This window comes from Microbacterium sp. 4-7 (assembly GCF_014332665.1).
In the GTDB taxonomy this organism is placed as follows: Bacteria; Actinomycetota; Actinomycetes; order Actinomycetales; family Microbacteriaceae; genus Microbacterium.
On sequence record NZ_MCRH01000005.1, the window covers coordinates 369,798 to 393,784 of the forward strand.

The following is a 23,987-nucleotide window of genomic DNA, read 5'->3' on the forward strand; positions in this document are numbered from 1 at the left end:
CGTCGCACCGGCCCTCTAGGGTCGGAGCATGGCCTCAGAACGCGTGACCCTGACAGTCATCGATCCCGATGGAGAGCGCGAGGTCGCGCTCTCGAGCCCGAACAGGGTCGTCTGGCCGAAGGACGGCATCACGAAGGCCGAGCTCGCGGAGTACTTCCAGCTCGTCAGCGTGCCGTTCCTCGAGGCGAACGGGAATCGTCCCGTCTCGCTCGAGCGCTTCCGCGACGGCGTGGGAAGCGACGGGTTCTTCTCGAAGAACCCGCCCAAGGGAACGCCCGACTATGTCGACGCCGTCACCGTGACCTACAACAGTGCGCGTCGGCATCCGCAGATCGTCCTGAATCGCCCGAGCGCGATCGTCTGGGCGGCGCAGATGAACACGATCGTCTTCCACCCCTGGGCGTCTCTGGCCACCGACCCGGACAATCCCGTCGAGTTGCGGATCGACCTCGACCCGCAGCCCGGCACGGGGTTCGCGGATGCCATCCCCGCCGCGCACGCGCTGAGAGAGGTGCTCGAGGAGGTCGGTCTCACCGCGTTCGTGAAGACCAGCGGCAACCGTGGACTGCACGTGTTCGCGCCCATCGAACCGACTCATGAGTTCCTCGATGTGCGGCACGCCGTGATCGCAGCCGGCCGCGAGCTGGAGCGACGGATGCCGGAGCAGGTCACGATGAGCTGGTGGAAGGAAGAGCGTGGTCAGCGGGTCTTCATCGACTTCAACCAGGCGAACCGCGACCGCACGATGGCCGGTGCCTACAGCCCCCGCGCGCTTCCCGGGGCCACGGTCTCGACGCCCGTGCACTGGGACGAGCTGGACGGTCTCGACCCCGCGGTCTTCACCGTCCGCAGCATCCCGAAGAGACTCGCCGAGGTCGGTGATCCCTGGGCGGGCAAGCAGGACGAGCCGGGGCGCATCGACACGCTTCTCGAGTGGTGGGAGCGGGACAAGGCGGCGGGCCTCGGCGAGTTGTCGTTCCCGCCCGAGTTCCCCAAGATGCCCGGAGAGCCCCCACGCGTGCAGCCCAGCAAGAAGGTCGACGCCCACTGGGATGCGAACGGTGATCCCGTCGAGGAGTGAGCCTCAGCCGATGACCTCGGCCAGGTCGTACCCGGCCACGGTGTCGAGCTGGTCGTAGGTGCACGACCGCGCATCCCGGTCCGGACGCCAGCGGTCGAACTGCACCGTATGGCGGAACCGCGAACCCTCGAGCTGGTCGTAGCGCACCTCGAGTACGAGCTCGGGGCGCAGCCGGACGAACGAGACATCTTTGGACCCGCTGAAGCGCGAACGCTCACCCTCGCCGGTGAGGGCCTCGCCGGAGTCGTCGCGCTGCACGAGCGGGGCGAGCTCCTCGACGAGCTCCCGGCGGCGCACATCACTCCATGCGGCCACGCCGCCGACCTGCCGCAGGGTGCCGTCGGAGTCGTAGAGGCCGACGAGCAGAGACCCGACGCCCGACCCGGACTTGTGCACGCGGTAGCCGAGCGCGACCACGTCAGCGGTGCGGGCATGCTTGATCTTGATGAGGGTGCGCTTTCCGGGCGCGTACGGCTGATCGAGTGGCTTGGCGACGACCCCGTCGAGCCCTGCGCCCTCGAACTCGGCGAGCCAGCGCACGGCGGCGTCCCGATCGCGGGTGGTGCGCGTGATGTGCAGGGGATGCTCGACCCCTTCCATCAGGGTCTCCAGGCGCGCGCGGCGTTCGGCGAACGGAGTGCTCAGGAGGTCTTCGTCGTCGACGGCCAGCAGATCGAAGGCGATGAACATCGCAGGCGTCTCCGCGGCGAGCTTCGCCACTCGTGAGGCCGCGGGATGGATGCGCTGACTCAGCGCCTCCCAATCGAGTCGCTGCGCCCCCTCGTGTCCCGTGGCCACGACGATCTCTCCGTCGAGCAGGCACGGCCTCGGAAGCAGTCGCGGGATCGCCTCGACGAGCTCGGGGAAGTATCTCGTCAGCGGTTTCGCGCCGCGGGAGCCGATCTCGACGGTCTCGCCGTCCCAGGCGATCAGCCCGCGGAATCCGTCCCACTTGGGCTCGAACAGCAGCCCTCCGGCGGTCTTCGCGGGATCGGGGACGGATGCTGCCGCCTTCGCCAGCATCGGGGACGGGATCTCGTAGCGCATGGATCCATCCTGGCGTCGGTCGCGTCGTGGCAGAAGGGTGATTTCGCCCGTCAGGAGAAGAGGTCGTCGAGGGAGACGCGCATGCCGGCATCCTTGAGCGCCGTGCGGGCGGCATGCCATCCCGCCATGCCGTTGACGCCCGGGCCGGGCGGTGTCGACGCCGACGCGAGGTACACCCCGTGCATCGGAGTGCGCCAGGGCGCGATGCCGAGGACCGGGCGCCGCAGCGCCTGCGGGATCGTGAACGCCCCGCCGAGGATGTCGCCGCCGATCTCCGACGGGTTGACCGCCTCGCGCGACGACGCCGGCACCGAGTGGTGCGCGAGGATGAGGTCTCGGAATCCCGGTGCGAATCGCTCGACCTGACGCGTGATGAGTTCGGTGGCGTCGAGATCGGAGTCCTGGGGAACATGGATGTACGCCCACAGCACCGCCTTGCCCTCCGGCGCCCTGCTGGGGTCGAAGACCGAGGGCTGCACCGTCAGGACGTACGGTCGGTCGCTGATCCGTCCCCGGGCGACAGCGTTCTCACTCGCCCACGTCTCCGCCGCCGATCCGCCGATGTGGACGGTGGGCGACTGGGCGACGTCGGTATTCGCCCAGGGGATCGGCCCGTCGAGAGCGAAATCCACCTTCGCAGCGGCGGGGCCGTATCGGTAGTTGCGGATCGCTCGCGCGTACGCCGCGGGGATGTCCGGATGGGTGAGGGTGAGGCGGGGCGACGTGTTCAGCATCAGCAGATCACCACGGGCGGGGTCGCCCCAGTCGAGCGATCCCAGGTCGGTGACGTGGATGCCCGATTCGACGGATCCGCCATGGGCCTCGATATCGGCGACCATGCTGTCGGCGATGCGCTGCGCGCCGCCTCGCGGGTACATCCATCCGCCGGCGTGCGCCTGCGCGGCGAGCAGCAGCCCGGCTGCGGCACCGGCGAGCGAGGGGAGCGGGGTGTTCGCGTGCGCCAGGACACCGGCCATCAGCGCGGCGGCCTCTTCGGTGCGGAAGCTGCGCCGGGCGAGCGGCGTGCCCTGGTCGAGCATCCGCAGCGCGAACCGGAGAGCCGTGATCGGCTCGCGAGGCACCCTGAGCATCTGATTGCCGGTGAAGTCGACGACACCCTCGACGTGAGTGCTGAGCGGGCGCAGGAGCGACAGCCAGGCCCGCTCGTCGACGCCGAGCCCTGCCGCGGTGCGTTCGATGTCGCGCCATGCGATTCCGGCTCTGCCGCCGTCTAGCGGGTGCGCGTACGAGATGTCGGGGAGGATCCAGTCCACCCGTTCGGCGAGGCCGAACGCCTGGAAGAACGACGAAGAGAGCGCGGCCGGGTGCACGGCGGCGCAGACGTCGTGCCGGAAGCCCGAGAGGGTCGATTCCGTCGTGCGGACTCCGCCGCCGATCGTGTCGGCGGCTTCGAGCACGTGCACCTCGTAGCCGGCGCGCGCGAGGGACACAGCCGCCGCCAGGCCGTTCGGTCCGGAGCCGATGATCGTCGCGCGTGCCATTCGGCCAGTCTTCCATGCCCGGGCGTGAGATCCTTGAGGAAATGAATGAAGTTCAGGGCCCGACCCCCACAGGCAACTCCCGTCCGTACCGAACCCTCGCGGAGGCGCTCCGCGCGCATCGCATCGCCGAGGAGAACCACGAGTTTATTTCCGCGGTCACCGACGCCGTCGGCATCTCCTCCTATATCGACCGCGGTCGCTACATCGAGGCGATCCGCCGCGGCGACGGCGCGCCGCTGCACATCGGCAAGACCTACACCAACGGCTTCACCGAGGACGAGACGATCGTCATCGGCTCGACGCCCCTGCGACTGCAGCCGAGCGAGGGCCGTGCACCGTACTTCTACGTGACGCATCCGAGCGAGTTCCGCCCGATCGCGCCTGTCAAGGCGAAGAGATCGACGACCCCTCGTGTCGCGGCTGCGCCGAAGGCCGAGCGCGCGACCAAGACGGAAGAGCGCGACTACGGCGTATGCGACGTCTGCTTCATGGTGAAGACGCCGGCCGGCGGCTGCGGCTGCGACTGACGTCCTCGTCGGCACCGCGGTGGTGAGCGCTCAGGTGAAGGCGCTCATCCCCGTGATGTCGCGCCCGAGCAGCAGCGCCTGCACGCTCTCGGTGCCCTCATAGGTGTGGATCGCCTCGATGTCGGCCATGTGCTGCATCACACCGTTCTCGAGCAGGATGCCGTTGCCGCCGAGGAGGTCACGGGCGACGGATGCCACGCGTCGAGCTGCTCGCGTGTTGTGGAACTTCGCCAGCGAGGCCTGCGTGGGGCGAAGCTCACCCGCGGTCTCGAGGTCTGCGAGGCGACGGCAGTACAGCTGCATGGCCGTGAGGTCCTCGAGCATGTGCGTGAGGCGCTCCTGCACCATCTGGAACTTGGCGAGCGGCTTGCCGAACTGGATGCGCTGGGTCGAGTAGGCCAGCGCCGCTTCGTAGCAGGCCGTCGCGTGGCCGAGGGCCGACCACGCGACCCCTGAGCGGGTGGCGTAGAGGACGACCGACGCGTCCTTGAAGCTCTTGGTGCCAGGGAGTACGGAGTCGAGCGGCACCCGGACGTCGTCGAGCACGATGTGAGCCTGGTGGATCGCCCGAAGCGAGGCCTTGCCGCGGATCGGCGTCCCTGAGTATCCGGGGGTGTCCTGTTCGACGAGGAAGCACCGGACCGCACCGTGTTCGGGCGCCGTCTCGTCGTCGACGCGGGCCCAGACGAAAGTGATGCCGCCCGAGGCGCCGTTGCCGATCCACTTCTTCGCGCCGCGGATGACCCACTCGTCGCCGTCGCGGCGGGCCACGGTCTCCAGCGATACCGAGTCAGACCCGTGGTCGGGCTCGGTGAGGGCGAAGGATCCGAAGACCGAGCCGTCTGCCAGAGCCGTGAGCCACTTCTCCTGCTGAGCGGGGGATCCGAAGAGCGCCAGGGTGCGCAGCGCGAGCCCGCCTTGGACGGCGAGCACGGTGCCGAGCGACCCGTCGCCGCGCGAGATCTCCATGTTCACGAGCCCGGCAGCGAGGGGAGAGAGCCGGGTGAGGGCAGGATGCTCGATGCCATCGACGACGAGATCCATCTCGCCCATTCGGCGCGCGGCCTCGAGTGGATACTCCGCGCGATCCCAGGCGTCCGCCATCTGAGGCCCGACCTCGTCGATGTAGGCCTTGGCGCGATCCCAGGCCGACCGGTCGGCGTCGGGGATGTCGGCGAAGACGGCGTAGTAATCGCTGTCCTGTCGCCCGGTGATGTCGTACGACGAGACGCGCTCGCCGGGCAGGGGAGAGGCTGCGGTGCTCATGGTGACTCCTTCGTGACACCAAGTATCGTACGCTCTGAAACTCGGTTTCACGACTCCGGTGGAGAGAGTCCTGGTTCAGTCGAGTTGAGAGCGCAGGCGCCGGGTGACCTCGGCGATCGGCATCGAGCGAGGGAACACGGCGACGACCACGTCATCCGGAGCCTCGGAGACCGCGTCGGAAGGCACCCCGTAGCGGCGGCGGACGTCGGCGAGCGCCGTCTGCAGCGTCGAGAGCGGCACCTTCTTCTTGCCGCGCAGCAGCTGCCGCAGCACATGGTTGTGCACGGCGGTGACGAGGGCGGAGAACCCGACGGCATCGAGAGGATCGATCCCGGGGAGCGAGCTGCGCAGATAGTCGTCGAACAGCCGCTCGTAGCGGAACACCGTGATGATCTCGCGCTCACGGAGCACCGGCACCTGGCGGACGATCTGGTAGCGGCGACGCGCGAGTTCGGGATCGTGCGCGAAGTGGGCGAAGACCGACTCGGATGCCGCGCAGACCGCACGCCAGGGATCGTCATGCCCTTCCGCGAGGAAGGTCCGCAACTGGTCGAGCAGCACCTCATGGTCCGCGAAGACCACATCCTCTTTGCCGCCGAACTGGCGGAAGAAGGTCGAGCGTGAGACGCCTGCGGCCTTCGCGATCTGCTCGACGGAGGTCTGGTCGAAGCCCTGTGACGCGAAGAGCTCGAGTGCAGCGGCCACGACGCCGGTGCGCAGTTCTGCGGATTCGTGCATGGAATGAGCCTAGACCTGTCGATGTCGTCGACGATCATGGGCGGTCGCCGTAGGGCGTGAGGCCGTGGCGACCGGACGGAGGCGTGGCCGTCTATGCCGTCGGACGGACGCCGCTGACGCGGTTCCAGATCTCCACCCGGTGGGTGAAGTCGGCGAGGGCCTCGGATTCCGCGTCGAAGGCGCGGAGCGAACCGGCGATGGGTTGTGCGCGTTCGTCTTGGATCCAGGTCTGGAAACCGTTCCTGCCGAAGGTCAGGACGATGACGTTCGGCTTGCCGCGCGGGTCCTCGAAGAGCGAGTACCCGGCATGGCCGCGTGCGCGGAGGTCGGCGAGCACGGTGTCACGGTTCATGCCAGTCCTCCAGGGACGCTCAGTTCGCGCACGAGTCCGAGTCGCAGATAGAACGAGAGCGGCAGGGGCAGCACGAGCTGGGTGGCGCCGCCGGGTTCGCCGAATGCGGGAGCCACCCTGCCGCTGTAGATGGGTTCGTCCCAGCGGTAGTAGCCGATGTCCACGAGATCATCCAGGTCGCGGCGAAGCGCGGCATCGCCGGATCGCTCGTATGCGGCACGGACGTGTACGCAATCGCCGATGACGATGAACTGGTGGTACGCCGACGGATTCTCGACCCAGGGGAGCGAGCGCTCAGGATACGCAGCGGGCTGCCCGTTCTCGACGAGGTAGACGTAGCGGGTGTTCACGGGGCCGTACATGTCCCAGACCTCCGCGCCGGCCGGCACGGGCTCGCGAGTGAGGGCGCGGCCGTCGGGGCCGATCCAGACCTCGGTCATGCGGAGTCCCCGATCCGGCGCACAGCGGTGGAATCCGCTGCCTTGTGCGACCGTGCCATCCGCAGGAACTGGTCGAGAGCCTCGGCTTCGGAGGAGAAGCGCGACGGGCCGAAGAACCGGTCGCCGCGCTCGTCGGTGTCCCACACGATCCACTCATCGCCGTCGCGATCGATCCATGCCGACCGTTCGCGACGGCCGGTGCGCCCGAACCAGTTCGCGGTGGCGGTGAGCTGTTCGTCCTGGATGATGCGCTGTGCGTCGGCGGCGGTGAGGTTCGTCATGGGATCTCCTTAAGCAGGCCCAGCGCGATGAGCTGCTCGGCGGTGAGCGGAAGCTGCACCTGGGAGCCGCCACCCGGCGAGCCGAATCCGGGCGCGATGTCTCCCTGGTACCCCTGTGAACCGAGGTATTCGGGCTTGAGACCGCCCGCCAGGAGTTCGTCCTTGACGTGCTGAGGGGCGCTGTCGAACGCACCACGCAGATCGGACAGATCGCCGACGACCTCGTAGCGGTGGTAATGCGCGGGATTCTCGACGTAGGGCAGGGAACGCTGGTCGTACGTGTACGGCCCGTCATCCGGCACCGGTGAGGTGTATCGACCGTCGGGGGGACCGTAGCGGTCGAGCACGTCACCGGGCTGCGGCGTGTGCGGCTGTCGGATCGGATTGTCGTTGGCATCCAGCACGTACCCGCCGCCGGGCACCTGGCTCCAGTCGATGCTCCCATCCGGCTGAAGGACCTCAGGCCCCTTGGGGATCTGCACGTCGGGTGGGAGCGTGCCGGTCTCGGCGAAGTCGTCGGCGTACTGCGGGTAGTTGCGCTCGAGATATGTCTGGAGCTGCTCGTCGGTGAGCATGCTCTGGTCGCGCACGCTGGGACCGGGCGAGGTGGGCCCGTCCGGCGTCGTGCCGTCGGGCGGGGTGTGGGGAGGTGTGCCGTTCGGGCTGTGCGGTGCTCCGGAACCGGAGGGAGTGTTTCCGCCGCCCGGACCGCGCGAGAAGAGGTCTCCGAGGCGCTGGAAGAGCGCCTTGAGTTCGTCCAGGTGCTTGGCGAGAGCCGTGACGGCGTCGACGAGCTTGAGCACCGTGCCGGAGATCCGGGCGGTCATCGCCGAGACCCGGCTCGTCGCCTGCGCGATGACGTACGGGGTTGCAGTGCCGAGTGAGATCACCAGCGTGCTCGCATAGGAGATCAGCGAGCCCACGAGCTGCGAGAGCGTGTCGCGCACGAGCTCATGAACGACCTGGACGAGCATGGATGCCGCTTCCATGCCGGTCTTCATGCCGCCCGCCCACGCGCCCGCGGCGGAGATATGAGCGGCGACGTCCGCCTGGAGTCGGAGGTACGCGGCGATCGCCTCGCCCGACATCGAGCTCACGTCGGCGAGTCGGGAATCGAGGGTCTCGCCCGCCTGCTGCAGATGCTGGGCGATGTTGCCCCACGTCGCGGCGAATCCGGCGACTTCACCTGCGTCGCCGGTCAGGTCGTTGAGCCAGCCTTTGAGCGGCTCGAGATGGTCCATGAGCCAGCCCAGACCCGCCGCGATCAGCGATCCGAGCGGATCCATCGCCGTCGCGACGGTGTTCGCCAGGGCGGAGAACGATGCGAGGCCTCCGGCCACCCAGTCTCCGCTCTCGATGGCGTTGACGAGCTCATAGCCGTCCTCGAGCAGCCCTGCGCCGCTGAACGGCGTCGTCGGATCGATCGGTCCGGCCACCAGCGGGTTCGGCGGCGTCATCGGACGCCGCCCTCGACCGATGCCATCAGACCGCTGATCGTGTCGAGCTGTCGCTGCTCGCCCTCATCGAAGTCATCGGCGAGACCTTTGAGCTGTTCCTCGGACTGCTCGAGCATGGTCGCCGCGGCGGAGATCGCGCCGATGGCGATCGACGAGACGAGTTGCGCAGGCGGAACCAGGAACGCGCACATCACCCCGAACGCCCCGCCGCCGACGTTCATCGACCCGGCGGCGTTCTCGGCGAGCCTGACATCCGACGCGATCTGGCCGACGCGCTGCGCGTGCCTGCGCACCGTCTCGGTGTCTACCGCGATCAGCTCCGCCATCAGCGGTACTCGATCCGTGGCTGGCCGTCCTGACTCGGGTCGGGGAGCTGAGCGATCTCTTCACGCAGGTGCTCGACGGCTGCGTCGTCCGCGCCGAACGCCTCGGCGGCGATCTCGACGGCCTTCGCGCCGGCCGCGCGCTGCGCATCTCCGGCGAGGGAGACGATCAGAGCGCCCAGCGCTGCGGGGGATCGGTCGTATGCGGCATCCGTGAGCGTGACCTCGGCGAGCCGACCGGAGGAATCCACCGTGACCGCGACATCACGGCCAGGCGACGTCGCCCGCTCACGCACGGCAGCGATGTCGTCGCGCACCTGCTCGGCCTGTGCCGCGCGGCGCTCTGCGTCTCTGACCTGCTGCTCGATGCGGGCCCGTGTGGCGATCGGATCCGACCAGTCGAACGTGTCCGTCATTGTCTCCCCCTGATTCAACGCACAAGAATGCTACCGGACGGCATCGGCTCGTCGCCCGCGCTCTGCGGACGTAGGGGCGCTCAGGCGGCGGTAGTAGGCTGGGGGATTGATCGATGTCTCGACATCGAGAGAATTCCAGGCCGCAGCCCAGTGAAGGAAGCACAGTGGATCTGTACGAGTACCAGGCACGAGACGTTTTCGAGAAGTACGGAGTGCCGGTCCTCGCCGGCATCGTCGCCGACACCCCTGAGGAGGTGAAGGCAGCCGCTGAGAAGATCGGCGGCGTCGTCGTCGTCAAGGCCCAGGTCAAGACCGGTGGTCGTGGCAAGGCCGGCGGCGTCAAGGTCGCCAAGACCCCCGACGAGGCGTACGAGGCGGCCAAGGCCATCCTCGGTCTCGACATCAAGGGCCACATCGTCAAGCGCGTCATGGTCGCGCAGGGTGCCCGCATCGCTGAGGAGTTCTACTTCTCCGTGCTGCTCGACCGTGCCAACCGCTCGTACCTGAGCCTCTGCTCGGTCGAGGGCGGCATGGAGATCGAGGAGCTCGCTGTCGAGCGTCCCGAGGCGCTCGCGCGCGTCGAGGTCAACCCGCTGACCGGCATCGACAAGGAGAAGGCCGTCGAGATCGCTCGCGCCGCCAACTTCCCGGAGGACCTCGTCGAGAAGGTCTCCGACGTGTTCGTCAAGCTCTTCGACGTCTACAAGGGCGAGGACGCGACTCTCGTCGAGGTCAACCCGCTGGTCCGCACCGAAGAGGGCGACATCATCGCGCTCGACGGCAAGGTCACGCTCGACGACAACGCCTCCGAGATCCGCCACCCCGAGCACGAGGCGCTCGAGGACAAGGACGCTGCGGACCCGCTCGAGGCCAAGGCCAAGAAGAGCGGTCTGAACTACGTCAAGCTCGACGGCGAGGTCGGCATCATCGGCAACGGCGCAGGTCTCGTCATGTCGACGCTCGACGTGGTCGCCTACGCCGGCGAGAACCACAACGGCGTCAAGCCCGCCAACTTCCTCGACATCGGCGGCGGCGCCTCGGCAGAGGTCATGGCCGCAGGCCTCGACGTCATCCTGGGCGACCCGCAGGTCAAGAGCGTGTTCGTCAATGTCTTCGGCGGCATCACGGCGTGCGACGCCGTCGCCAACGGCATCAAGGGCGCACTCGAGACGCTCGGCTCCACGGCGTCCAAGCCGCTGGTCGTGCGCCTCGACGGCAACCGCGTCGACGAGGGTCGTGCGATCCTCGCCGAGTACGCGCACCCGCTCGTCACGCTCGCCAGCACCATGGACGAAGGCGCCGACAAGGCCGCCGAACTCGCCAACGCCTGATCGCAGAGAGACACAAGGACTAGAGAAATGTCGATCTACCTCAACAAGGATTCCAAGGTCATCGTCCAGGGCATCACCGGCGGCGAGGGCACCAAGCACACGGCGCTCATGCTGAAGGCCGGCACCCAGGTCGTCGGCGGCGTGAACGCACGCAAGGCCGGCACCACGGTCGCGCACACCGACAAGGACGGCAACGCCGTCGAGCTCCCCGTCTTCGGCTCGGTCGCCGAGGCCATGAAGGAGACCGGCGCAGATGTGTCGATCGCCTTCGTGCCCGGCGCCTTCACCAAGGACGCGATGATCGAGGCCATCGATGCCGAGATCCCGCTGCTCGTCGTGATCACCGAGGGTGTCCCCGTCGGCGACTCGGCAGAGGCCTGGGCGTACGCCCAGAGCAAGGGCAACACGACTCGCATCATCGGACCGAACTGCCCCGGGATCATCACCCCCGGTGAGGCGCTCGTCGGCATCACGCCGGCGAACATCACCGGAAAGGGACCGATCGGGCTCGTGTCGAAGTCGGGCACCCTGACGTACCAGATGATGTTCGAGCTGCGCGACCTGGGCTTCTCGACGGCCATCGGCATCGGCGGCGACCCCGTCATCGGCACGACGCACATCGACGCGCTCGCCGCGTTCGAGGCCGACCCCGAGACCAAGGCGATCGTGATGATCGGCGAGATCGGTGGCGACGCCGAAGAGCGCGCGGCCGACTACATCAAGGCGCACGTCACCAAGCCGGTCGTCGGCTACGTCGCGGGCTTCACGGCTCCCGAGGGCAAGACCATGGGCCACGCCGGCGCGATCGTGTCGGGCTCCGCGGGCACCGCCCAGGCGAAGAAGGAGGCCCTCGAGGCCGCCGGGGTCAAGGTCGGCAAGACGCCGTCCGAGACGGCCGCACTCATGCGTGAGATCGTCGAGTCGCTCTAAGCGCTAGACTGGAGGAGAAGGCCCTGGACTCCACTCCGGGGCCTTCTTCTATGCCCGGACGCTTTCGACACGCCAGGTGCGTAGGGACGACGAAGGGCGGATGCCGCAGCATCCGCCCTTCGTGTTGTTCGTCGTCGCTCAGGCGACGCCGAAGAGCGCCTCGATGGGACCTCGGGCGAAGAAGATCACGAAGCCGACGGCGACGATCCAGAGCAGCGGGCTGATCTTGCGGGCCTTGCCGGAGAACGCCTGGATGAGCACCCAACTGACGAAGCCGGCGCCGATTCCGTTGGCGATCGAGTAGGTCAGCGGCATCACGGTCACGGTCAGGAACACGGGCAGCAGCACGTCGAACTCCGTGAGGTCGATGTACTTGATCTGCGCCATCATCATCGCGCCGACGATCACGAGCGCGGCGGCCGCGATCTCGGTCGGGACGATCGAGGTGAGCGGCGTGAGGAACATCGCGAGCAGGAACATGCCACCCGTGATCAGGTTGGCGAATCCGGTGCGCGCACCCTCGCCGATACCCGCTCCGGACTCGATGAACACGGTGCTCGACGACGAGGACGTACCACCACCGACGATCGCGCCGACACCTTCGACGACCAGCGCCGACTTGATGCGCGGGAAGTCGCCGTTCTCATTCGCGAGGTCGGCCTCCTTGGCGAGACCGGTCATGGTGCCCATGGCGTCGAAGAAGTTCGAGAAGACGAGGGTGAACACGATCATCACGATCGCGACGAGGCTCACCTTGCTGAAGTCGAAGCTGAAGTCGACCGCGCCGACCAGGCTCAGGTCGGGCAGACCGAACGGCGATCCCGTGAGAGTCGGAACCGTGAGCCCCCAGCCGCCCGCGTTGTCGTCGGATGCGGCTCCGAGATGCCAGATCGCCTCGACGATCACCGCGAGGACGGTGCCGGTGACGAGGCCGATGAGCAGCCCGCCCTTGACCTTGCGCGCGACCAGGATGCCGGTGACGATGAGCGTGACGATGAACAGCACGGTGGGCACGGTCGCGACCGATCCGCCGACGCCGAGACCGACCGGCGGAGATGCGCTGCCGGTCGCGGTGACGAAGCCGGAGTTCACGAACCCGATGAAGGCGATGAACAGGCCGATTCCGACCGTGATCGCGATCTTCAGCTGGAACGGGACCGCGTCGAAGATCATCTTGCGCAGGCCGGTCGCCGCGAGAAGCACGATGACGAGACCGTTGATCATCACGAGAGCCATCGCCTCGGGCCAGGTGACCTGACCGACGACCGAGAACGCCACGAAGGCGTTGATGCCGAGGCCGGCGGCGAAGCCGAACGGCAGGCGGGTGATGAGACCGAACAGGATCGTCATGATGCCGGCGGTCAACGCGGTGGCGGCGCCGACGGCGCTGAAATCGAGCGTGTCGCCGGCGACGTCGGCCGAGCCGGACAGGATGATCGGGTTGAGGATCACGATGTAGGCCATCGTGACGAAGGTCACCAGGCCCCCTCGGATCTCGGTGCCGATCGTGGATCCGCGCTTGCTGATCTCGAAGAAGCGGTCGAGGGCGTTCTTGGGTTGGGCCTCTGAGCGGGTGGGGGACGGGGCAGTTGTCATCGGGAAACCTCCGCTGGAGACGATATCGTGTCGCCCGAGTCGCGCGCGCCCACAGGCGACGACAGGGTTCTCGTCGTAGTCTCGATTCGATATGCAACGCCTCCTCGTCGCGCTCCTCGCCGCCTTCGATGCCGCAATCGCTGCGGCGGTCGGTCTCGTGGTCCTGCTGGCGCCGCTCACCCTTCTCTGGACGCTCTCGTTCGGCGTCACGGCCGACTGGGGAGCGCTCTGGCCGCTCACCGGCACCCTGTGGCAGTTCGGTCACGGCGTGCCGCTGAGCATCGACGTATCGACCGAGGTGCTCCGCACGACGGGCATCGCACCGGCGGCCGCCGCCTTCACGCTCTCGGTGACACCGCTCGCGTTCCTGATCTTCACGCTGCTCTTCGCAGCCCGCTCCGGCACCCGCGCCGCGCGCGCGGGGGCCTGGCTCCTCGGCTCGCTCTCCGGCTCCCTCACGTTCGCGGCGATCGCGACCGGAGTCGCACTGACCGCCCATCTCGGAGCCGTCGAGACGCCCGTCGTCGAGGCGATCCTGCTTCCGACAGCCGTCTATCTCGTGGGCGCCGTGTGCGGTGCCGTCCGCATCGCCTGGGAGGACGGTGACGGCGGCTTCCTCGACCGGATCCACGACGTCGTCGACTCGTGGGGCGATTGGGGGCCGGTTCCGAGTGCGGCCGTGCGCGGAGCTGCCTTCGCCGTCGTGGGGACCACTGCAGTCTCCGCAGTGGCTGTCGCCGTGCTCACGGCGGCACGAGGCGGCGAGATGGTGGCTCTCTTCCAGGCGGCGCGGGTCGATGCGCTCGGCGCCGGAGTCATCACTCTCGGGCATCTCGCCTATCTGCCCACCATCCTCGTCTGGGCGGCGTCTTGGCTCGCCGGACCCGGATTCGCCGTGGGGGTCGGCACAGCGGTGTCCCCGGCGGGCACCCAGCTCGGCGTGGTCCCCGGAATCCCCGTGCTGGGGCTGCTTCCCGAGAGCACGTCGATCTGGATGCTCATCGTCATCATCCTCCCGATCGGCGCCGGTGCCTTCGCCGGCTGGGCGGTCCGGTCCCGCCTCGTCTGGGAGGGCACGCCGCTCGGCCTCGCCCCCCGTGCGACGATCGCCATCGGGATCGGCGTGCTGACCGCCGCTGTCGCCGCGATCGCCGCCCTGTTCGCCGGAGGGTCGATGGGGCCGGGGCGGCTCTCCGAAGCCGGGCCTGCCCCGCTGCCGTTCGCTCTCGCGCTGGGGGGAGAGGTCCTGCTCGGCGCAGCGATCCTGCTCCTGTCGCCCCGCAATCGCGATGAGCTCGCGGAAGAGCGCACCGACCGCTGGGTCGCCGAGATGACGGCATCCGATGCGGTGTCGAACGCACGCACGGATCCCAGCGACGGAACGGTCGGCTGGCCGGACGGACCGTCGACCTATGACACGGCGCCGCTGGATGACGCGGGCGGATTCCGGCTCCCGCGGCGCGATCCGCGCGATCCCGTCGGCTGACATGCGGCTCGGGGCCTCCCATCGGCCCCGGTAGACTGGGCGCGTGCTCACGGTCGCCGTTCTCATCTCGGGCACCGGCTCGAACCTTCGCGCCCTCCTCGAGGCTGCTCGCCACCCCGATTTCCCTGCGCGGGTGGTGGTCGTCGGCGCCGACCGCGAAGCCGATGGCCTGGCTCACGCCGAGGAATTCGGCATCCCCAGCTTCACGGTTCCGTGGCACGAGCACGAATCGCGCGAAGCCTGGGGCGAAGAGCTCGGCCGCCAGCTCGCCGTCTGGAACGCAGACCTCGTCGTGCTCAGCGGCCTGATGCGTCTGCTTCCTGCCGCCCTCGTCGCCGACCTCTCGCCACGACTGATCAACACGCATCCCGCATACCTGCCCGAGTTCCCCGGCGCACACGGAGTGCGCGACGCGCTCGCCGCGGGCGTCTCGGAGACCGGCGCGAGCGTGATCGTCGTCGACGACGGCGTCGACACCGGCCCGATCCTTGCGCAGGAGCGCGTGCCGGTCGTCGCCGGTGACACCGAGCACAGCCTCCACGAGCGCATCAAGCCCGTCGAGCGCCGACTTCTCATCGACGTGGTGCGCCGCATCGCGACCGGTGAGTTCTCGCTGACCTCAGCATCCTGAACCGATCCACGCACGCCCCCCTCGCACGAAGGAGCCCATCATGGCCGGCCCCCGCCACGACCACTCGCTGTACCGCGATCGCGACACCGTCCCGGTTCGCCGCGCACTCGTCTCGGTGAGCGACAAGTCCGGTCTGCTCGATCTCGCCGCCGCTCTCGCCGGCGCGGGCGTGCAGATCGTCTCGACCGGCTCGACGGCCTCCACGATCCGCGAGGCGGGCTTCGAGGTCACCGACGTCGCCGCCGTCACGGGAGTCGCCGAGATGCTCGACGGTCGTGTGAAGACGCTGCACCCGAAGATCCACGGCGGTCTGCTCGCGGACCTGCGCCTCGAGGATCACGAACGTCAGCTCGCGGATCTCGACATCGCGCCGTTCGAGCTCGTCGTCGTGAACCTGTATCCCTTCGTCGAGACGGTCGCCTCCGGTGCTGAGGGCGACGACGTGGTCGAGCAGATCGACATCGGCGGCCCCGCCATGGTGCGCGCCGCGGCCAAGAACCACGCGAACGTCGCGATCGTCGTCTCGCCGCAGTCGTACCCGGGCATCATCAGCGCCATCGAGAACGGCGGCACCACGCTGACGCAGCGCCGCGAGCTCGCGGCCCGCGCCTTCGCCCACACCGCCGCCTACGACACCGCGGTGGCCTCATGGTTCGCGGAGGGCACGCTCGGCGAGGGCGAGGACCTGCCGACGCACCTGACGATCCAGGCCGAGCTGCTGGCGACGCTGCGCTACGGCGAGAACTCGCACCAGCGCGGCGCGATCTACACGCGTGTCGGCGGCCACGGCATCGCCCAGGCGACGCAGCTGCAGGGCAAGGAGATGTCGTACAACAACTACGTCGACGCGGATGCCGCGCTGCGCGCCGCCTACGACATGGTGAAGCCGGCCGTCGCGATCATCAAGCACGCGAACCCGTGCGGCATCGCCACGACCGCCCCGAACGCCCTCGACCCGATCGCGAGCGCGCACATCCGCGCCCACGAGTGCGATCCGGTGTCGGCGTACGGGGGAGTGATCGCCGCGAACGGCACCGTCACCCTCAAGATGGCCGAGAATCTGAAGGACATCTTCACCGAGGTCATCGTCGCGCCGTCGTTCGAACCCGCAGCCCTCGAGGTGTTCAAGGCGAAGAAGAACCTGCGTCTGCTGCAGCTGCCGGAGGACTGGCAGCAGGAGCGCATGGATGTGCGCCTCGTCTCGGGAGGACTTCTGCTGCAGGATGCCGATCGCTTCCCCGACGACATCGTCTCGGTCGCCAAGAACTGGGAGCTCGTCTCGGGCGAGCGCCCCAGCGACGAGGAGATGGAGAACCTCATCTTCGCGTGGAAGGCGTGCCGCGCCGTCAAGTCGAACGCGATCGTGCTCGCGAAGGACAACGCCACGGTCGGTGTCGGCATGGGTCAGGTCAACCGTGTCGACTCGTGCCGCCTCGCGGTCGAGCGAGCCGGTGATCGTGCAGCCGGTTCTGTCGCTGCCTCCGATGCCTTCTTCCCGTTCGCCGACGGTGCGCAGGTGCTCATCGACGCGGGCGTCACCGCGATCGTGCAGCCCGGTGGCTCGGTGCGCGATGAAGAGGTCGTCGACGCCGCACGCAAGGCCGGCGTCACGATGTTCTTCACCGGGGAGCGTCACTTCTTCCACTGAGTCGTCCGGCCGTCGATGACGGCCGGCGCTCAGAACACCACGATGGCGGACATCGCCACCGTCGATGCCGTCATCGTGGTGTGATGCACTCGGTGGAGCCAGGACCGCTCCGAGCGCAGTGCGATCGTCGAGAGCAGGATCGCTCCGAGTCCGAGAGTCACGCCGAGCACCTGCGGCATCCCTGCGCCCCCACCGTGCGAGTGCGTGGAAGAGACGGCCGCGTCGGTGACGTCGGTCCCGGGAATCGCCGCCATCAGCAGGATCAGCGCGGCGGTCGAGACGAGTCCGAGTGCCAGGTGGGCCGACAGATTGCCGCCTGCGCGCGCGATCCGGTCTCCGAGCACAGCCGGCGCCCGGCAGCGGATCGCGAGAACGAGCGCGGCGGGGAGCATCAGGGCGAACCACACGACGGGAGGCAGCAGCGCGACCGTCATGGCATCGCCCATGCCCGCCAGCATGAGTACGGCCGCCGCGATCTCGGGAGCACCGACTCCATGCCGCATGCCGATCAACGACCCCGCACCGATCGTCGCCAGTGCCAAGGCGCCGAGGTGCAGGAGGTCGTTCATCGGATGGACGCGGGACGCACGTCGCTCAGGATGCCCACACGACGCCACTCGGCGTCGACGACGTCGGCCGGCGCCGCGGCGGCGAAGGACAGAGCACCCGTCGCGACGTCGAGAGCGACCGTGAGCTTCGTCTCCCAGCGGAGGTGTTCCGGCTGATCGGGCCGCGCGCGCACCGAGATCGGTGCGTCGGGGATGGCTCCGAACGCGAGGGCCCGCTCGCGATCATCCACGATCCGAGCAAGGTCCGCTGCCTCCGTCAGACACCGGTATCGAGGCACGCTCGTGGTCTCGTACGGCGAGTACTCGCCGGCGGCGAGGGTCTCGTCGAGGAAGTGATTCGTGTGGGCCAAGGTGCGTCCGCGGGGAACAGGCAGCACCGCGACCCCCGCGGGGGAGACCTCGACGGCTGCGGCCTCGGCCGCCTGGCCGTCGAAGGCCGCGACGGTCAGGACGCTGGACGCTGCGAGCGGGACGCTCCGGGCGATCTCGACCGCGTCGGCGACCGTCGACGCACGGTCGAGGATCATGCGGGCGAGAACGTGCACGGGCACCCCGGCCTGCGATCCGTCGGATCGGTGATGGAGGATGTTGAAGTGGAGTCCGAGGCCTCGATCGTTCACGCCGATCTTCGCCGGCTGCCCGAACTCGCAGAAGGTCACGACACCGGTTCCCGATGCCGATCGCAGGCGCCGCACCACGGTCTCGTTCGACAGCGTCTCGTGCCAGTCCCAGGTCTGCAGAGTGCGGGGTGCGCTCGCGTCATCGGGCGCGTACACGACCGTCGAGCACTCCATCGACGGCGTCATGCGCGCCAGGATCTCGGTGCGAGCGGTCAGCAGATGCACGTCGGTCAGCGACAGGCCGCTGCCCTCGGCGATCCCGACGAACTCGTCGGCGATCTCGGCGGCGTGGGTCTCGGTCATCGCCCGGCACTCGTCGGCGACCGCTCGGGCGCGCTCGGCGGGAACACCCGATTGCGCGAAGAGTCTCAGGTACGAGTCGCGGGCGGCGGCCAGCTGAGGCGACCAGTGGGCACCGAACCGGCGTCCTTCCTCCTGCGGCTCGCCTGCCTCCGCAGACCACTCGTGGACGATCACCGGTCTCCTCCGATGCGCTCGACGAGTTCGGCGACGTCGCCATACGGGCAGCCGCGGGCACGGGATGCGGCGGCGACGCGCTCGCGCACCTCGAGGGGCTTGTCCTGACTGACCTTGAAGACCGCGCGCTGCTCGATGATCTCGAACCGGAACGACACGATCCCCCCGACGATGCGCTCGAACGTGGGCAGCGAGCTCTGCATGTCCCACGCCGTCTGCTCGAGGTTCTCGAGCTCCTCGACGGTTCGTGTGACGACATGCATGCCGTCGCTCGCATCCTCGAGCACGGTCACCCTGGCCGTCAGGTGCACGGCCGCGTAGTCCCACGTCGGCACGTTGGGGTCATCGGCATAGGTCGTCGGCGACACGTAGTCGTGGGGGCCGGAGAACACCAGCAGCACCGAGTCGCCGTCGGTGATCTGCTGCCACTGCGGGTTCTTCCGCGCGATATGGCCGAGCAGCTCTCCGCCGACGAAGCCGCCGTCCGGTGCCATCCGCTCGATGATCACCGGGGTGTGCGTGACCGTGGGTGCGCCGGCCGCGCCGCCGCCGTTCGTCACGATGAGCGCGAACGGGTGTCGGCGGACCAGCTCGTTGACCTCGTGCTGTGAGGGGGCGAGGTACTTCTCGAACTCGTACACGGTCAGCCCGCCGCGCAGAGGATCGCGTCCCACGCCGTCTCGCCCGCGAGGGTGGCGACGGCGGTGGAGTTCAGCGAGAGCCGGCCCCGGGACGAGCTGGGATTCTCGGGCAGCGCGACCTCGTCGGTCGTCAGCGCGAAGAGCGTGTCGCCGTCGAGCGGGGTGTGGAAGGGCTGGATGCCGCGGTGCATCGAGCTGTGCACCTGCAGGCCGAACTGCTTGAGCTCGGTGTCGGTGAGCTGCACGTTCGTCACGACCGCGGTGATCGTCGTGTTGCCCGACATCGAGTCGACCAGTCGGGACTCCCCGATCGCCTCTTCGTAGTCCAGCGCCGGGTGGCGGCGCTCGCCGGTGCTCGCGTCGTAGTTGCCGCGGATGATCCTGCCCGAGCGATCGAGGATCACTCCGTAGGGGTTGAGCACCGTCACGACGAGGACCTTCACATCACCCACCTGGCGGAATGCGACTCCCTGGCCCGTGAACTCCACTCGGGCGGGGTCGACCTTTCCGGATGAGGCCGAGGCGCCGCCGCCGACGCGGCCCACTTCGACGACGCCCTGACGTGCGGCCTGCAGGGCGGCCTTGCCGAGCGCGGTGTCGGGGAAGACGGAGTTCTCGCGCACCGAGTAGTCGTAGATGATGGCGCCCGACACGAGCTGCAGCTGGTCGAAACCGGAGCGGTGCTCGGCGCGCTCGAACAGCGCCTCAGACACGCCCGCCACGGCGGAGAGGCCGTACACCGAACCTCCGGCGAGGCAGATGGCGTGGTTGTATCCGTACAGTCCGCTGGCGCCCACGGCGCCGCCGCGCCGGTCGGTGAATGTCCGAGCGCCGGCTGGGATCGACAGCACCGTCGCTCCGGTCGGACCTTCGGTGTATTCGGCCGTTCCGAGGAGCACGCCGGGGAAGTCGTACTCGACCCGCCCACGATCGGTGCCGTGCACAGGGGAGAGGGCGTAGTCGCCGTTGGATCGACGTGGTCCTGCGGCAAGGACCGGGGCGAGACGGTGGGTGTCGGTCACGATGAGAGCTCCTGGAACAGTTGACGCGAATAGGGATGGCTGGGCAGGTCGTAGAAGACCTCGGTCGGGGCGTGCTCGACGATCTCGCCGGCGCGCATCACCGCCACATGATGGGAGATGTAGCGGACGGCCGCCAGGTCGTGCGAGATGAACAGGGCGGCGAAGCCGTGTTCCGCCTGCAGGTCCTGGATGAGGTTGAGGATCTGCGCCTGCACCGAGACGTCGAGCGCGCTGACGGCCTCGTCGAAGACGATGAAGGCGGGGTGGGTCACGAGCGCACGTGCGACGCTCACTCTCTGCAGCTGTCCTCCCGAGAGCTGGTGGGGACGGCGAGTGGCGAACGAGGCCGGTAGTCCGACGCTCTCGAGCATCGCCAGGGCCCGCTCCTCGGTCGCCGGCGTGCGACGTTCGTGCACGAGCACGGGCTCCAGCACCGATGACAGCACGGTCGAGCGCGGGTCGAGCGCCCATCGCGGATGCTGCAGGACCGCCTGCATCCGCCCGGCGCGGGATCGCAGGCTCCTGGCGAGCGGCGCTCCCTGGAACCGCACGGCCCCGGAGTCGGGGTGCTGCAATCCGAGCACGACTGTCCCTGTCGTCGTCTTGCCCGAGCCGGACTCGCCGACGAGGCCGAGCGTCTCACCCGGCGCCACCGAGAACGAGACTCCCGACATGGCTCTGACCTCTCGTCGACCCGCGCCGAAGCCCGATGGGAAGACGACGCTGACGTCGTCGAGTTCGACGGTCGGAGTCGCGGAGGACGCGCTCATGCCGACACCTCCTCGTCGGGGATGAGTCCTGCTCGCCGATCGGCCAGCACGAGATCCGCGGTGCGGATGCAGAGGCTGTGCCGTGGCGACACGGGCTCGGGCCTGACGACCTCGCACGCATCGATCCGATGAGCGCAGCGTGTGGCGAAGGCGCAGCCCTCCGCCTCGCCATGCAGCACCGGAGGGGAGCCCGGGATGCTCGAGAGCCGCTCTCCCCGTTTCGCACGCGAGGGATCCGTCGCCGCGAGCGCTCGAGCATACGGGTGCACCGGGGTGCCGAGCACCGCGGATGCCGGACCGCGTTCGACGACCCGGCCGGCGTACATGACGGCGACCTCGTCGCACCAGCGCGCGACGGCCGGCAGATCGTGACTGAGCCAGAGGATGGTCGTGCCCTGCTCCTTCGCCTGAGCGAACAGCAGCCGGATGACCTCTTCGCGCACCTGGCTGTCGAGCGCCGCGGTCGGCTCATCGGCGATCAGCAGCCGGGGGCGGCGGCACATGGCCATCGCGATGGCCACACGCTGGGCCATCCCGCCCGAGATCTGATGGGGGAAGAGTCGGATGACGCGCGCGGGATCGGCGATCTGCATGCCCTCCAGCAGCTCGACCTGGCGGCGGGGAGAGCCGTCGTCGCCGACCGCGCGGAGCACGAGCTTCAGCTGGGCGCCGATGCGCATCGTCGGATCGAGCGAGCCGATCGGATCCTGCGCGATATAGGCGAGGGTGTCGCGTCGGTAGCCGCGCAGCTCGTCGTCGTCGAGACCGAGCACGTCGATCCCGTCGACCTCGATCAGGCCGCTGACGATCTGCGCCGAACGCGGCTGCAGGCGGCCGATGACGGAGGCGAGCGTCGACTTGCCGGATCCCGACTCGCCCACGATCGCGACCGAACTGCCGTCTGCGACGTCGAGGTCGACCCCGTCGAGAGCCCTGACAGTGGTGGTGCCCGTGAACTCCAGTGCCAGATCGCTGATGCGTACGGCGGTCATCGGAGGGACCTCGTCTCTCGCGGTTCGAATCGGTCACGGAGGCCGTCGCCGATGATGTTGATGCACAGGATCGAGACCACCAGCACGGCGCCGGGGACGATCACGAGCTGGGGGGCCTGGGTCATGTACAGCATCCCCTGTTGGATGAGAAGGCCGAGGGATGCCTCAGGAGCCTGCACGCCGAAGCCGAGGAAGCTCAGTCCTCCCTCGATGAGGATCGCGACGGAGAGCGCGTAGCTCGCCTGCACGGCGATGGTCCCTGCGATGTTCGGCAGCAGTCGACGGACGAAGATCACCGGGGTTCGGACTCCGCTGATGCGCGCAGAGACGATGAAGTCCCGCTCGGCCACGGCCCGGGTCGCGATGCGCACCACGCGGGTCATGAGAGGGATGGTGATGACGACGATGCTGATGATCGCCGCCGGCCGACCGGGCCCGAGGAGGGCGGAGACGAGGATGGCGAGCACGAGAGCGGGGAACGCGTAGAGCACGTCGGCGACGCGCATCACCGCCTCGTTCACCGCCCCGCCGTAGTAGCCGGCGAGCATTCCGAGCACGGTGCTGACCACCGCCGAGCAGACCACGGCGACGATCGACACGACGAGGGTGGTCGCCGTGCCCTGGAAGAGGCGGGGGAGGAGCGAGCGTCCGAGGTTGTCGGTGCCGAACGGCGCGAGCGCCGACGGGCTCTCGAGCCTGCCGCCGACCGTCGCGGTCGTCGACCCGGCGAGGCCGGCGAGCACGGCGATCACGGTGATCACGACGACGAGACCGAGCACGACGATCGCGGTGCGCAGCACGGCATCGCTGCGACGCCAGGCGCCGCGCGTCGCGTCGCCCGCCGCGCGGACGCGGTGCGTGGCTGTGGGGGCGATGGTCATCGGCGGCTCCCTCCGGTCAGGCGCAGACGGGGGTCCAGCGCATTGGCGATGAGGTCGACGAGCAGGCTCGCGACGATGAACACGATGGCGGCGAGCAGCACCGCGCTCTGGACGATCGCGTAGTCGCGCCGCCCGAGAGCCGTCTGCAGGTACGAGCCCATGCCCGGGATGTTGAACACGAACTCGACGATCACTGTGCCGCCGAGGAGGACGGCGATCAGAGCGCCGACGATCGTCAGGATGGGGGCTGCCGCGTTGCGGAGCACGTGGTGACGGATGATGAACCAGGGGGTCTCGCCTCGTGCCACGGCAGCCTGCACGTGCGGTTCGACGAGGACGTTCATGACGGCATCCCTGGTGTTCCTCGCCACGACGGCGACACAGCCGACGGCGAGGACCGTGACCGGAAGCACGAGCGCCCCGAAGAAGCGCGCAGGGTCGACGGCGAACGGCGCGAACCGGCCGACCGAGACGCCGAGCCCGAGGGTCGAGACGGCGAAGACCACGACGCCCGCGAGCAGGAACTCGGGGATGCTGATGCCGAGCGCACTGACGATCCGGCCGACGGCACCGGCCGAACCCTCCGATCGCAGGGCGGCGAAGAAGCCGAGCGGGATGCCGACGAGCAGGGTGACGATGATCGTCAGCAGCGCGATCGTCGCCGTGACGGGAAGGCGTGCGGCGAACTCGTCGGTGACCGACACGTTCGAGACGAACGAGTAGCCGAGGTCACCGGTGAGAACGCCGAACAGCCAGTGGAAGTACTGCGCGACGACCGGGTCGTCGAGCCCGGACTCGGCCACCGCCTGGGCCCGCTGCGCCTCGGTGGCGAGCGGACCCAGGACGAGGTCGATGTAGTCGCCCGGCATGAGACGGACGGACGCGAAGATCAGCACCGAGACGACGACGAGCGTCACCAGTGCGGCGCCGATGCGCCGGAGCGACCACAGAGCGACGGCCATG

The 23,987-nt window shown here is 68.8% G+C and carries 26 protein-coding genes; 7 read left to right on the plus strand and 19 right to left on the minus strand.

Annotation, left to right across the window (positions count from 1 at the left end; translation table 11 throughout):
* Positions 1-28 precede the first annotated feature (28 nt).
* Positions 29-1,081: a non-homologous end-joining DNA ligase gene (ligD, locus tag BEP68_RS11840; protein WP_187250075.1), complete on the plus strand. Its 1,053-nt coding sequence runs from the start codon at positions 29-31 to the stop codon at positions 1,079-1,081.
* A 3-nt stretch (positions 1,082-1,084) separates the two neighbouring features.
* On the opposite strand, the gene BEP68_RS11845 is transcribed toward ligD, so the two are convergent.
* Both BEP68_RS11845 and BEP68_RS11850 read right to left on the minus strand, forming a co-directional pair.
* A complete protein-coding gene (locus BEP68_RS11845) occupies positions 1,085-2,128 on the minus strand; it encodes an ATP-dependent DNA ligase (protein WP_056277324.1) in 1,044 nt (347 codons plus the stop codon).
* A 50-nt stretch (positions 2,129-2,178) separates the two neighbouring features.
* Positions 2,179-3,630 (minus strand): phytoene desaturase family protein, encoded by a 1,452-nt coding sequence (locus BEP68_RS11850; RefSeq protein ID WP_187250076.1) that lies wholly within the window; start codon positions 3,628-3,630, stop codon positions 2,179-2,181.
* A gap of 41 nt (positions 3,631-3,671) precedes the next feature.
* Between BEP68_RS11850 and BEP68_RS11855 the strand changes: the two genes are divergently transcribed.
* Entirely contained in the window at positions 3,672-4,157 is a 486-nt protein-coding gene (locus tag BEP68_RS11855; protein ID WP_187250077.1) for a hypothetical protein, read from the plus strand.
* Between the two features lie 30 nt (positions 4,158-4,187).
* Here BEP68_RS11855 and BEP68_RS11860 read toward each other — a convergent pair whose 3' ends face one another.
* The 8 genes from BEP68_RS11860 to BEP68_RS11895 all read right to left on the minus strand — a co-directional run bounded on the left by BEP68_RS11860 (position 4,188) and on the right by BEP68_RS11895 (position 9,430).
* Positions 4,188-5,423, minus strand: coding sequence for an acyl-CoA dehydrogenase family protein (locus BEP68_RS11860; RefSeq protein ID WP_053098998.1), 1,236 nt, complete (start codon positions 5,421-5,423; stop codon positions 4,188-4,190).
* A gap of 75 nt (positions 5,424-5,498) precedes the next feature.
* A complete protein-coding gene (locus BEP68_RS11865; RefSeq protein WP_053098999.1) occupies positions 5,499-6,161 on the minus strand; it encodes a TetR/AcrR family transcriptional regulator in 663 nt (220 codons plus the stop codon).
* 91 nt (positions 6,162-6,252) lie between these two features.
* Positions 6,253-6,513: a hypothetical protein gene (locus BEP68_RS11870; protein ID WP_053099000.1), complete on the minus strand. Its 261-nt coding sequence runs from the start codon at positions 6,511-6,513 to the stop codon at positions 6,253-6,255.
* Entirely contained in the window at positions 6,510-6,953 is a 444-nt protein-coding gene (locus BEP68_RS11875) for a glycohydrolase toxin TNT-related protein (RefSeq protein WP_072590867.1), read from the minus strand. Before BEP68_RS11875 ends, BEP68_RS11870 begins: the two co-directional genes overlap by 4 nt.
* On the minus strand, positions 6,950-7,234 hold the full coding sequence (locus BEP68_RS11880; protein ID WP_056277343.1) for a hypothetical protein: 285 nt from the start codon (positions 7,232-7,234) through the stop codon (positions 6,950-6,952). The genes BEP68_RS11875 and BEP68_RS11880 overlap by 4 nt, the downstream gene beginning before the upstream one ends.
* Positions 7,231-8,691 (minus strand): glycohydrolase toxin TNT-related protein, encoded by a 1,461-nt coding sequence (locus tag BEP68_RS11885; RefSeq protein ID WP_187250078.1) that lies wholly within the window; start codon positions 8,689-8,691, stop codon positions 7,231-7,233. The genes BEP68_RS11880 and BEP68_RS11885 overlap by 4 nt, the downstream gene beginning before the upstream one ends.
* Entirely contained in the window at positions 8,688-9,017 is a 330-nt protein-coding gene (locus tag BEP68_RS11890) for a type VII secretion target (RefSeq protein ID WP_053099004.1), read from the minus strand. The genes BEP68_RS11885 and BEP68_RS11890 overlap by 4 nt, the downstream gene beginning before the upstream one ends.
* Positions 9,017-9,430 (minus strand): YbaB/EbfC family nucleoid-associated protein, encoded by a 414-nt coding sequence (locus tag BEP68_RS11895; protein WP_056277348.1) that lies wholly within the window; start codon positions 9,428-9,430, stop codon positions 9,017-9,019. The genes BEP68_RS11890 and BEP68_RS11895 overlap by 1 nt, the downstream gene beginning before the upstream one ends.
* Before the next feature lie 164 nt (positions 9,431-9,594).
* Between BEP68_RS11895 and sucC the strand changes: the two genes are divergently transcribed.
* Both sucC and sucD read left to right on the plus strand, forming a co-directional pair.
* Positions 9,595-10,761 (plus strand): ADP-forming succinate--CoA ligase subunit beta, encoded by a 1,167-nt coding sequence (gene sucC, locus BEP68_RS11900; RefSeq protein ID WP_187250079.1) that lies wholly within the window; start codon positions 9,595-9,597, stop codon positions 10,759-10,761.
* A gap of 27 nt (positions 10,762-10,788) precedes the next feature.
* Entirely contained in the window at positions 10,789-11,691 is a 903-nt protein-coding gene (sucD, locus tag BEP68_RS11905; RefSeq protein ID WP_056277351.1) for a succinate--CoA ligase subunit alpha, read from the plus strand.
* Positions 11,692-11,829: 138 nt separating this feature from the next.
* On the opposite strand, the gene BEP68_RS11910 is transcribed toward sucD, so the two are convergent.
* Positions 11,830-13,287 carry an NCS2 family permease gene (locus BEP68_RS11910; RefSeq protein ID WP_053099008.1) on the minus strand — a complete coding sequence of 486 codons (1,458 nt, stop codon included), beginning with the start codon at positions 13,285-13,287 and terminating at the stop codon, positions 11,830-11,832.
* A gap of 91 nt (positions 13,288-13,378) precedes the next feature.
* Here BEP68_RS11910 and BEP68_RS11915 point away from each other — a divergent pair, with 91 nt between their 5' ends.
* From BEP68_RS11915 to purH, 3 genes are read left to right on the plus strand one after another with little or no spacing between them, the layout of a single operon-like run.
* On the plus strand, positions 13,379-14,773 hold the full coding sequence (locus BEP68_RS11915; protein ID WP_053099009.1) for a DUF6350 family protein: 1,395 nt from the start codon (positions 13,379-13,381) through the stop codon (positions 14,771-14,773).
* 43 nt (positions 14,774-14,816) lie between these two features.
* Positions 14,817-15,404 (plus strand): phosphoribosylglycinamide formyltransferase, encoded by a 588-nt coding sequence (gene purN / locus BEP68_RS11920; RefSeq protein WP_187250080.1) that lies wholly within the window; start codon positions 14,817-14,819, stop codon positions 15,402-15,404.
* Positions 15,405-15,444: 40 nt separating this feature from the next.
* The gene (purH, locus tag BEP68_RS11925) at positions 15,445-17,052 is read left to right on the plus strand and encodes a bifunctional phosphoribosylaminoimidazolecarboxamide formyltransferase/IMP cyclohydrolase (RefSeq protein ID WP_053099011.1); all 1,608 of its coding nucleotides are present in this window, start codon (positions 15,445-15,447) and stop codon (positions 17,050-17,052) included.
* A 29-nt stretch (positions 17,053-17,081) separates the two neighbouring features.
* Here purH and BEP68_RS11930 read toward each other — a convergent pair whose 3' ends face one another.
* From BEP68_RS11930 to BEP68_RS11965, 8 genes are read right to left on the minus strand one after another with little or no spacing between them, the layout of a single operon-like run.
* A complete protein-coding gene (locus BEP68_RS11930) occupies positions 17,082-17,621 on the minus strand; it encodes a hypothetical protein (RefSeq protein WP_187250081.1) in 540 nt (179 codons plus the stop codon).
* Positions 17,618-18,718 (minus strand): C45 family autoproteolytic acyltransferase/hydolase, encoded by a 1,101-nt coding sequence (locus BEP68_RS11935; protein ID WP_187250082.1) that lies wholly within the window; start codon positions 18,716-18,718, stop codon positions 17,618-17,620. Before BEP68_RS11935 ends, BEP68_RS11930 begins: the two co-directional genes overlap by 4 nt.
* Complete coding sequence (locus tag BEP68_RS11940) at positions 18,715-19,392, minus strand: FMN-binding negative transcriptional regulator (protein ID WP_187250083.1); 678 nt, start codon at positions 19,390-19,392, stop codon at positions 18,715-18,717. The genes BEP68_RS11935 and BEP68_RS11940 overlap by 4 nt, the downstream gene beginning before the upstream one ends.
* A complete protein-coding gene (locus tag BEP68_RS11945) occupies positions 19,362-20,381 on the minus strand; it encodes a P1 family peptidase (RefSeq protein WP_232224527.1) in 1,020 nt (339 codons plus the stop codon). Before BEP68_RS11945 ends, BEP68_RS11940 begins: the two co-directional genes overlap by 31 nt.
* The gene (locus BEP68_RS11950; protein WP_187250084.1) at positions 20,378-21,151 is read right to left on the minus strand and encodes an ATP-binding cassette domain-containing protein; all 774 of its coding nucleotides are present in this window, start codon (positions 21,149-21,151) and stop codon (positions 20,378-20,380) included. Before BEP68_RS11950 ends, BEP68_RS11945 begins: the two co-directional genes overlap by 4 nt.
* Positions 21,148-22,143: an ABC transporter ATP-binding protein gene (locus tag BEP68_RS11955; RefSeq protein ID WP_187250085.1), complete on the minus strand. Its 996-nt coding sequence runs from the start codon at positions 22,141-22,143 to the stop codon at positions 21,148-21,150. Before BEP68_RS11955 ends, BEP68_RS11950 begins: the two co-directional genes overlap by 4 nt.
* Positions 22,140-23,024, minus strand: coding sequence for an ABC transporter permease (locus BEP68_RS11960; RefSeq protein WP_187250086.1), 885 nt, complete (start codon positions 23,022-23,024; stop codon positions 22,140-22,142). The genes BEP68_RS11955 and BEP68_RS11960 overlap by 4 nt, the downstream gene beginning before the upstream one ends.
* A complete protein-coding gene (locus tag BEP68_RS11965; protein ID WP_187250087.1) occupies positions 23,021-23,986 on the minus strand; it encodes an ABC transporter permease in 966 nt (321 codons plus the stop codon). The genes BEP68_RS11960 and BEP68_RS11965 overlap by 4 nt, the downstream gene beginning before the upstream one ends.
* Position 23,987: the final 1 nt, after the last annotated feature.

Excerpts from the sequence above, each read along its gene's own strand:
- BEP68_RS11910 (WP_053099008.1), bottom strand. The coding sequence starts at position 13,287 with ATGACAACTGCCCCGTCCCCCACCCGCTCAGAGGCCCAACCCAAGAAC.
- BEP68_RS11915 (WP_053099009.1), top strand. The coding sequence starts at position 13,379 with ATGCAACGCCTCCTCGTCGCGCTCCTCGCCGCCTTCGATGCCGCAATC.
- BEP68_RS11865 (WP_053098999.1), bottom strand. The coding sequence starts at position 6,161 with ATGCACGAATCCGCAGAACTGCGCACCGGCGTCGTGGCCGCTGCACTC.
- BEP68_RS11850 (WP_187250076.1), bottom strand. The coding sequence starts at position 3,630 with ATGGCACGCGCGACGATCATCGGCTCCGGACCGAACGGCCTGGCGGCG.
- BEP68_RS11960 (WP_187250086.1), bottom strand. The coding sequence starts at position 23,024 with ATGACCATCGCCCCCACAGCCACGCACCGCGTCCGCGCGGCGGGCGAC.
- BEP68_RS11950 (WP_187250084.1), bottom strand. The coding sequence starts at position 21,151 with ATGAGCGCGTCCTCCGCGACTCCGACCGTCGAACTCGACGACGTCAGC.
- BEP68_RS11885 (WP_187250078.1), bottom strand. The coding sequence starts at position 8,691 with ATGACGCCGCCGAACCCGCTGGTGGCCGGACCGATCGATCCGACGACG.
- BEP68_RS11855 (WP_187250077.1), top strand. The coding sequence starts at position 3,672 with ATGAATGAAGTTCAGGGCCCGACCCCCACAGGCAACTCCCGTCCGTAC.
- purH (WP_053099011.1), top strand. The coding sequence starts at position 15,445 with ATGGCCGGCCCCCGCCACGACCACTCGCTGTACCGCGATCGCGACACC.
- BEP68_RS11965 (WP_187250087.1), bottom strand. The coding sequence starts at position 23,986 with ATGGCCGTCGCTCTGTGGTCGCTCCGGCGCATCGGCGCCGCACTGGTG.
- BEP68_RS11875 (WP_072590867.1), bottom strand. The coding sequence starts at position 6,953 with ATGACCGAGGTCTGGATCGGCCCCGACGGCCGCGCCCTCACTCGCGAG.
- ligD (WP_187250075.1), top strand. The coding sequence starts at position 29 with ATGGCCTCAGAACGCGTGACCCTGACAGTCATCGATCCCGATGGAGAG.
- BEP68_RS11890 (WP_053099004.1), bottom strand. The coding sequence starts at position 9,017 with ATGGCGGAGCTGATCGCGGTAGACACCGAGACGGTGCGCAGGCACGCG.
- BEP68_RS11880 (WP_056277343.1), bottom strand. The coding sequence starts at position 7,234 with ATGACGAACCTCACCGCCGCCGACGCACAGCGCATCATCCAGGACGAA.
- sucD (WP_056277351.1), top strand. The coding sequence starts at position 10,789 with ATGTCGATCTACCTCAACAAGGATTCCAAGGTCATCGTCCAGGGCATC.
- BEP68_RS11845 (WP_056277324.1), bottom strand. The coding sequence starts at position 2,128 with ATGCGCTACGAGATCCCGTCCCCGATGCTGGCGAAGGCGGCAGCATCC.
- BEP68_RS11895 (WP_056277348.1), bottom strand. The coding sequence starts at position 9,430 with ATGACGGACACGTTCGACTGGTCGGATCCGATCGCCACACGGGCCCGC.
- BEP68_RS11955 (WP_187250085.1), bottom strand. The coding sequence starts at position 22,143 with ATGACCGCCGTACGCATCAGCGATCTGGCACTGGAGTTCACGGGCACC.
- BEP68_RS11860 (WP_053098998.1), bottom strand. The coding sequence starts at position 5,423 with ATGAGCACCGCAGCCTCTCCCCTGCCCGGCGAGCGCGTCTCGTCGTAC.
- BEP68_RS11870 (WP_053099000.1), bottom strand. The coding sequence starts at position 6,513 with ATGAACCGTGACACCGTGCTCGCCGACCTCCGCGCACGCGGCCATGCC.
- BEP68_RS11930 (WP_187250081.1), bottom strand. The coding sequence starts at position 17,621 with ATGAACGACCTCCTGCACCTCGGCGCCTTGGCACTGGCGACGATCGGT.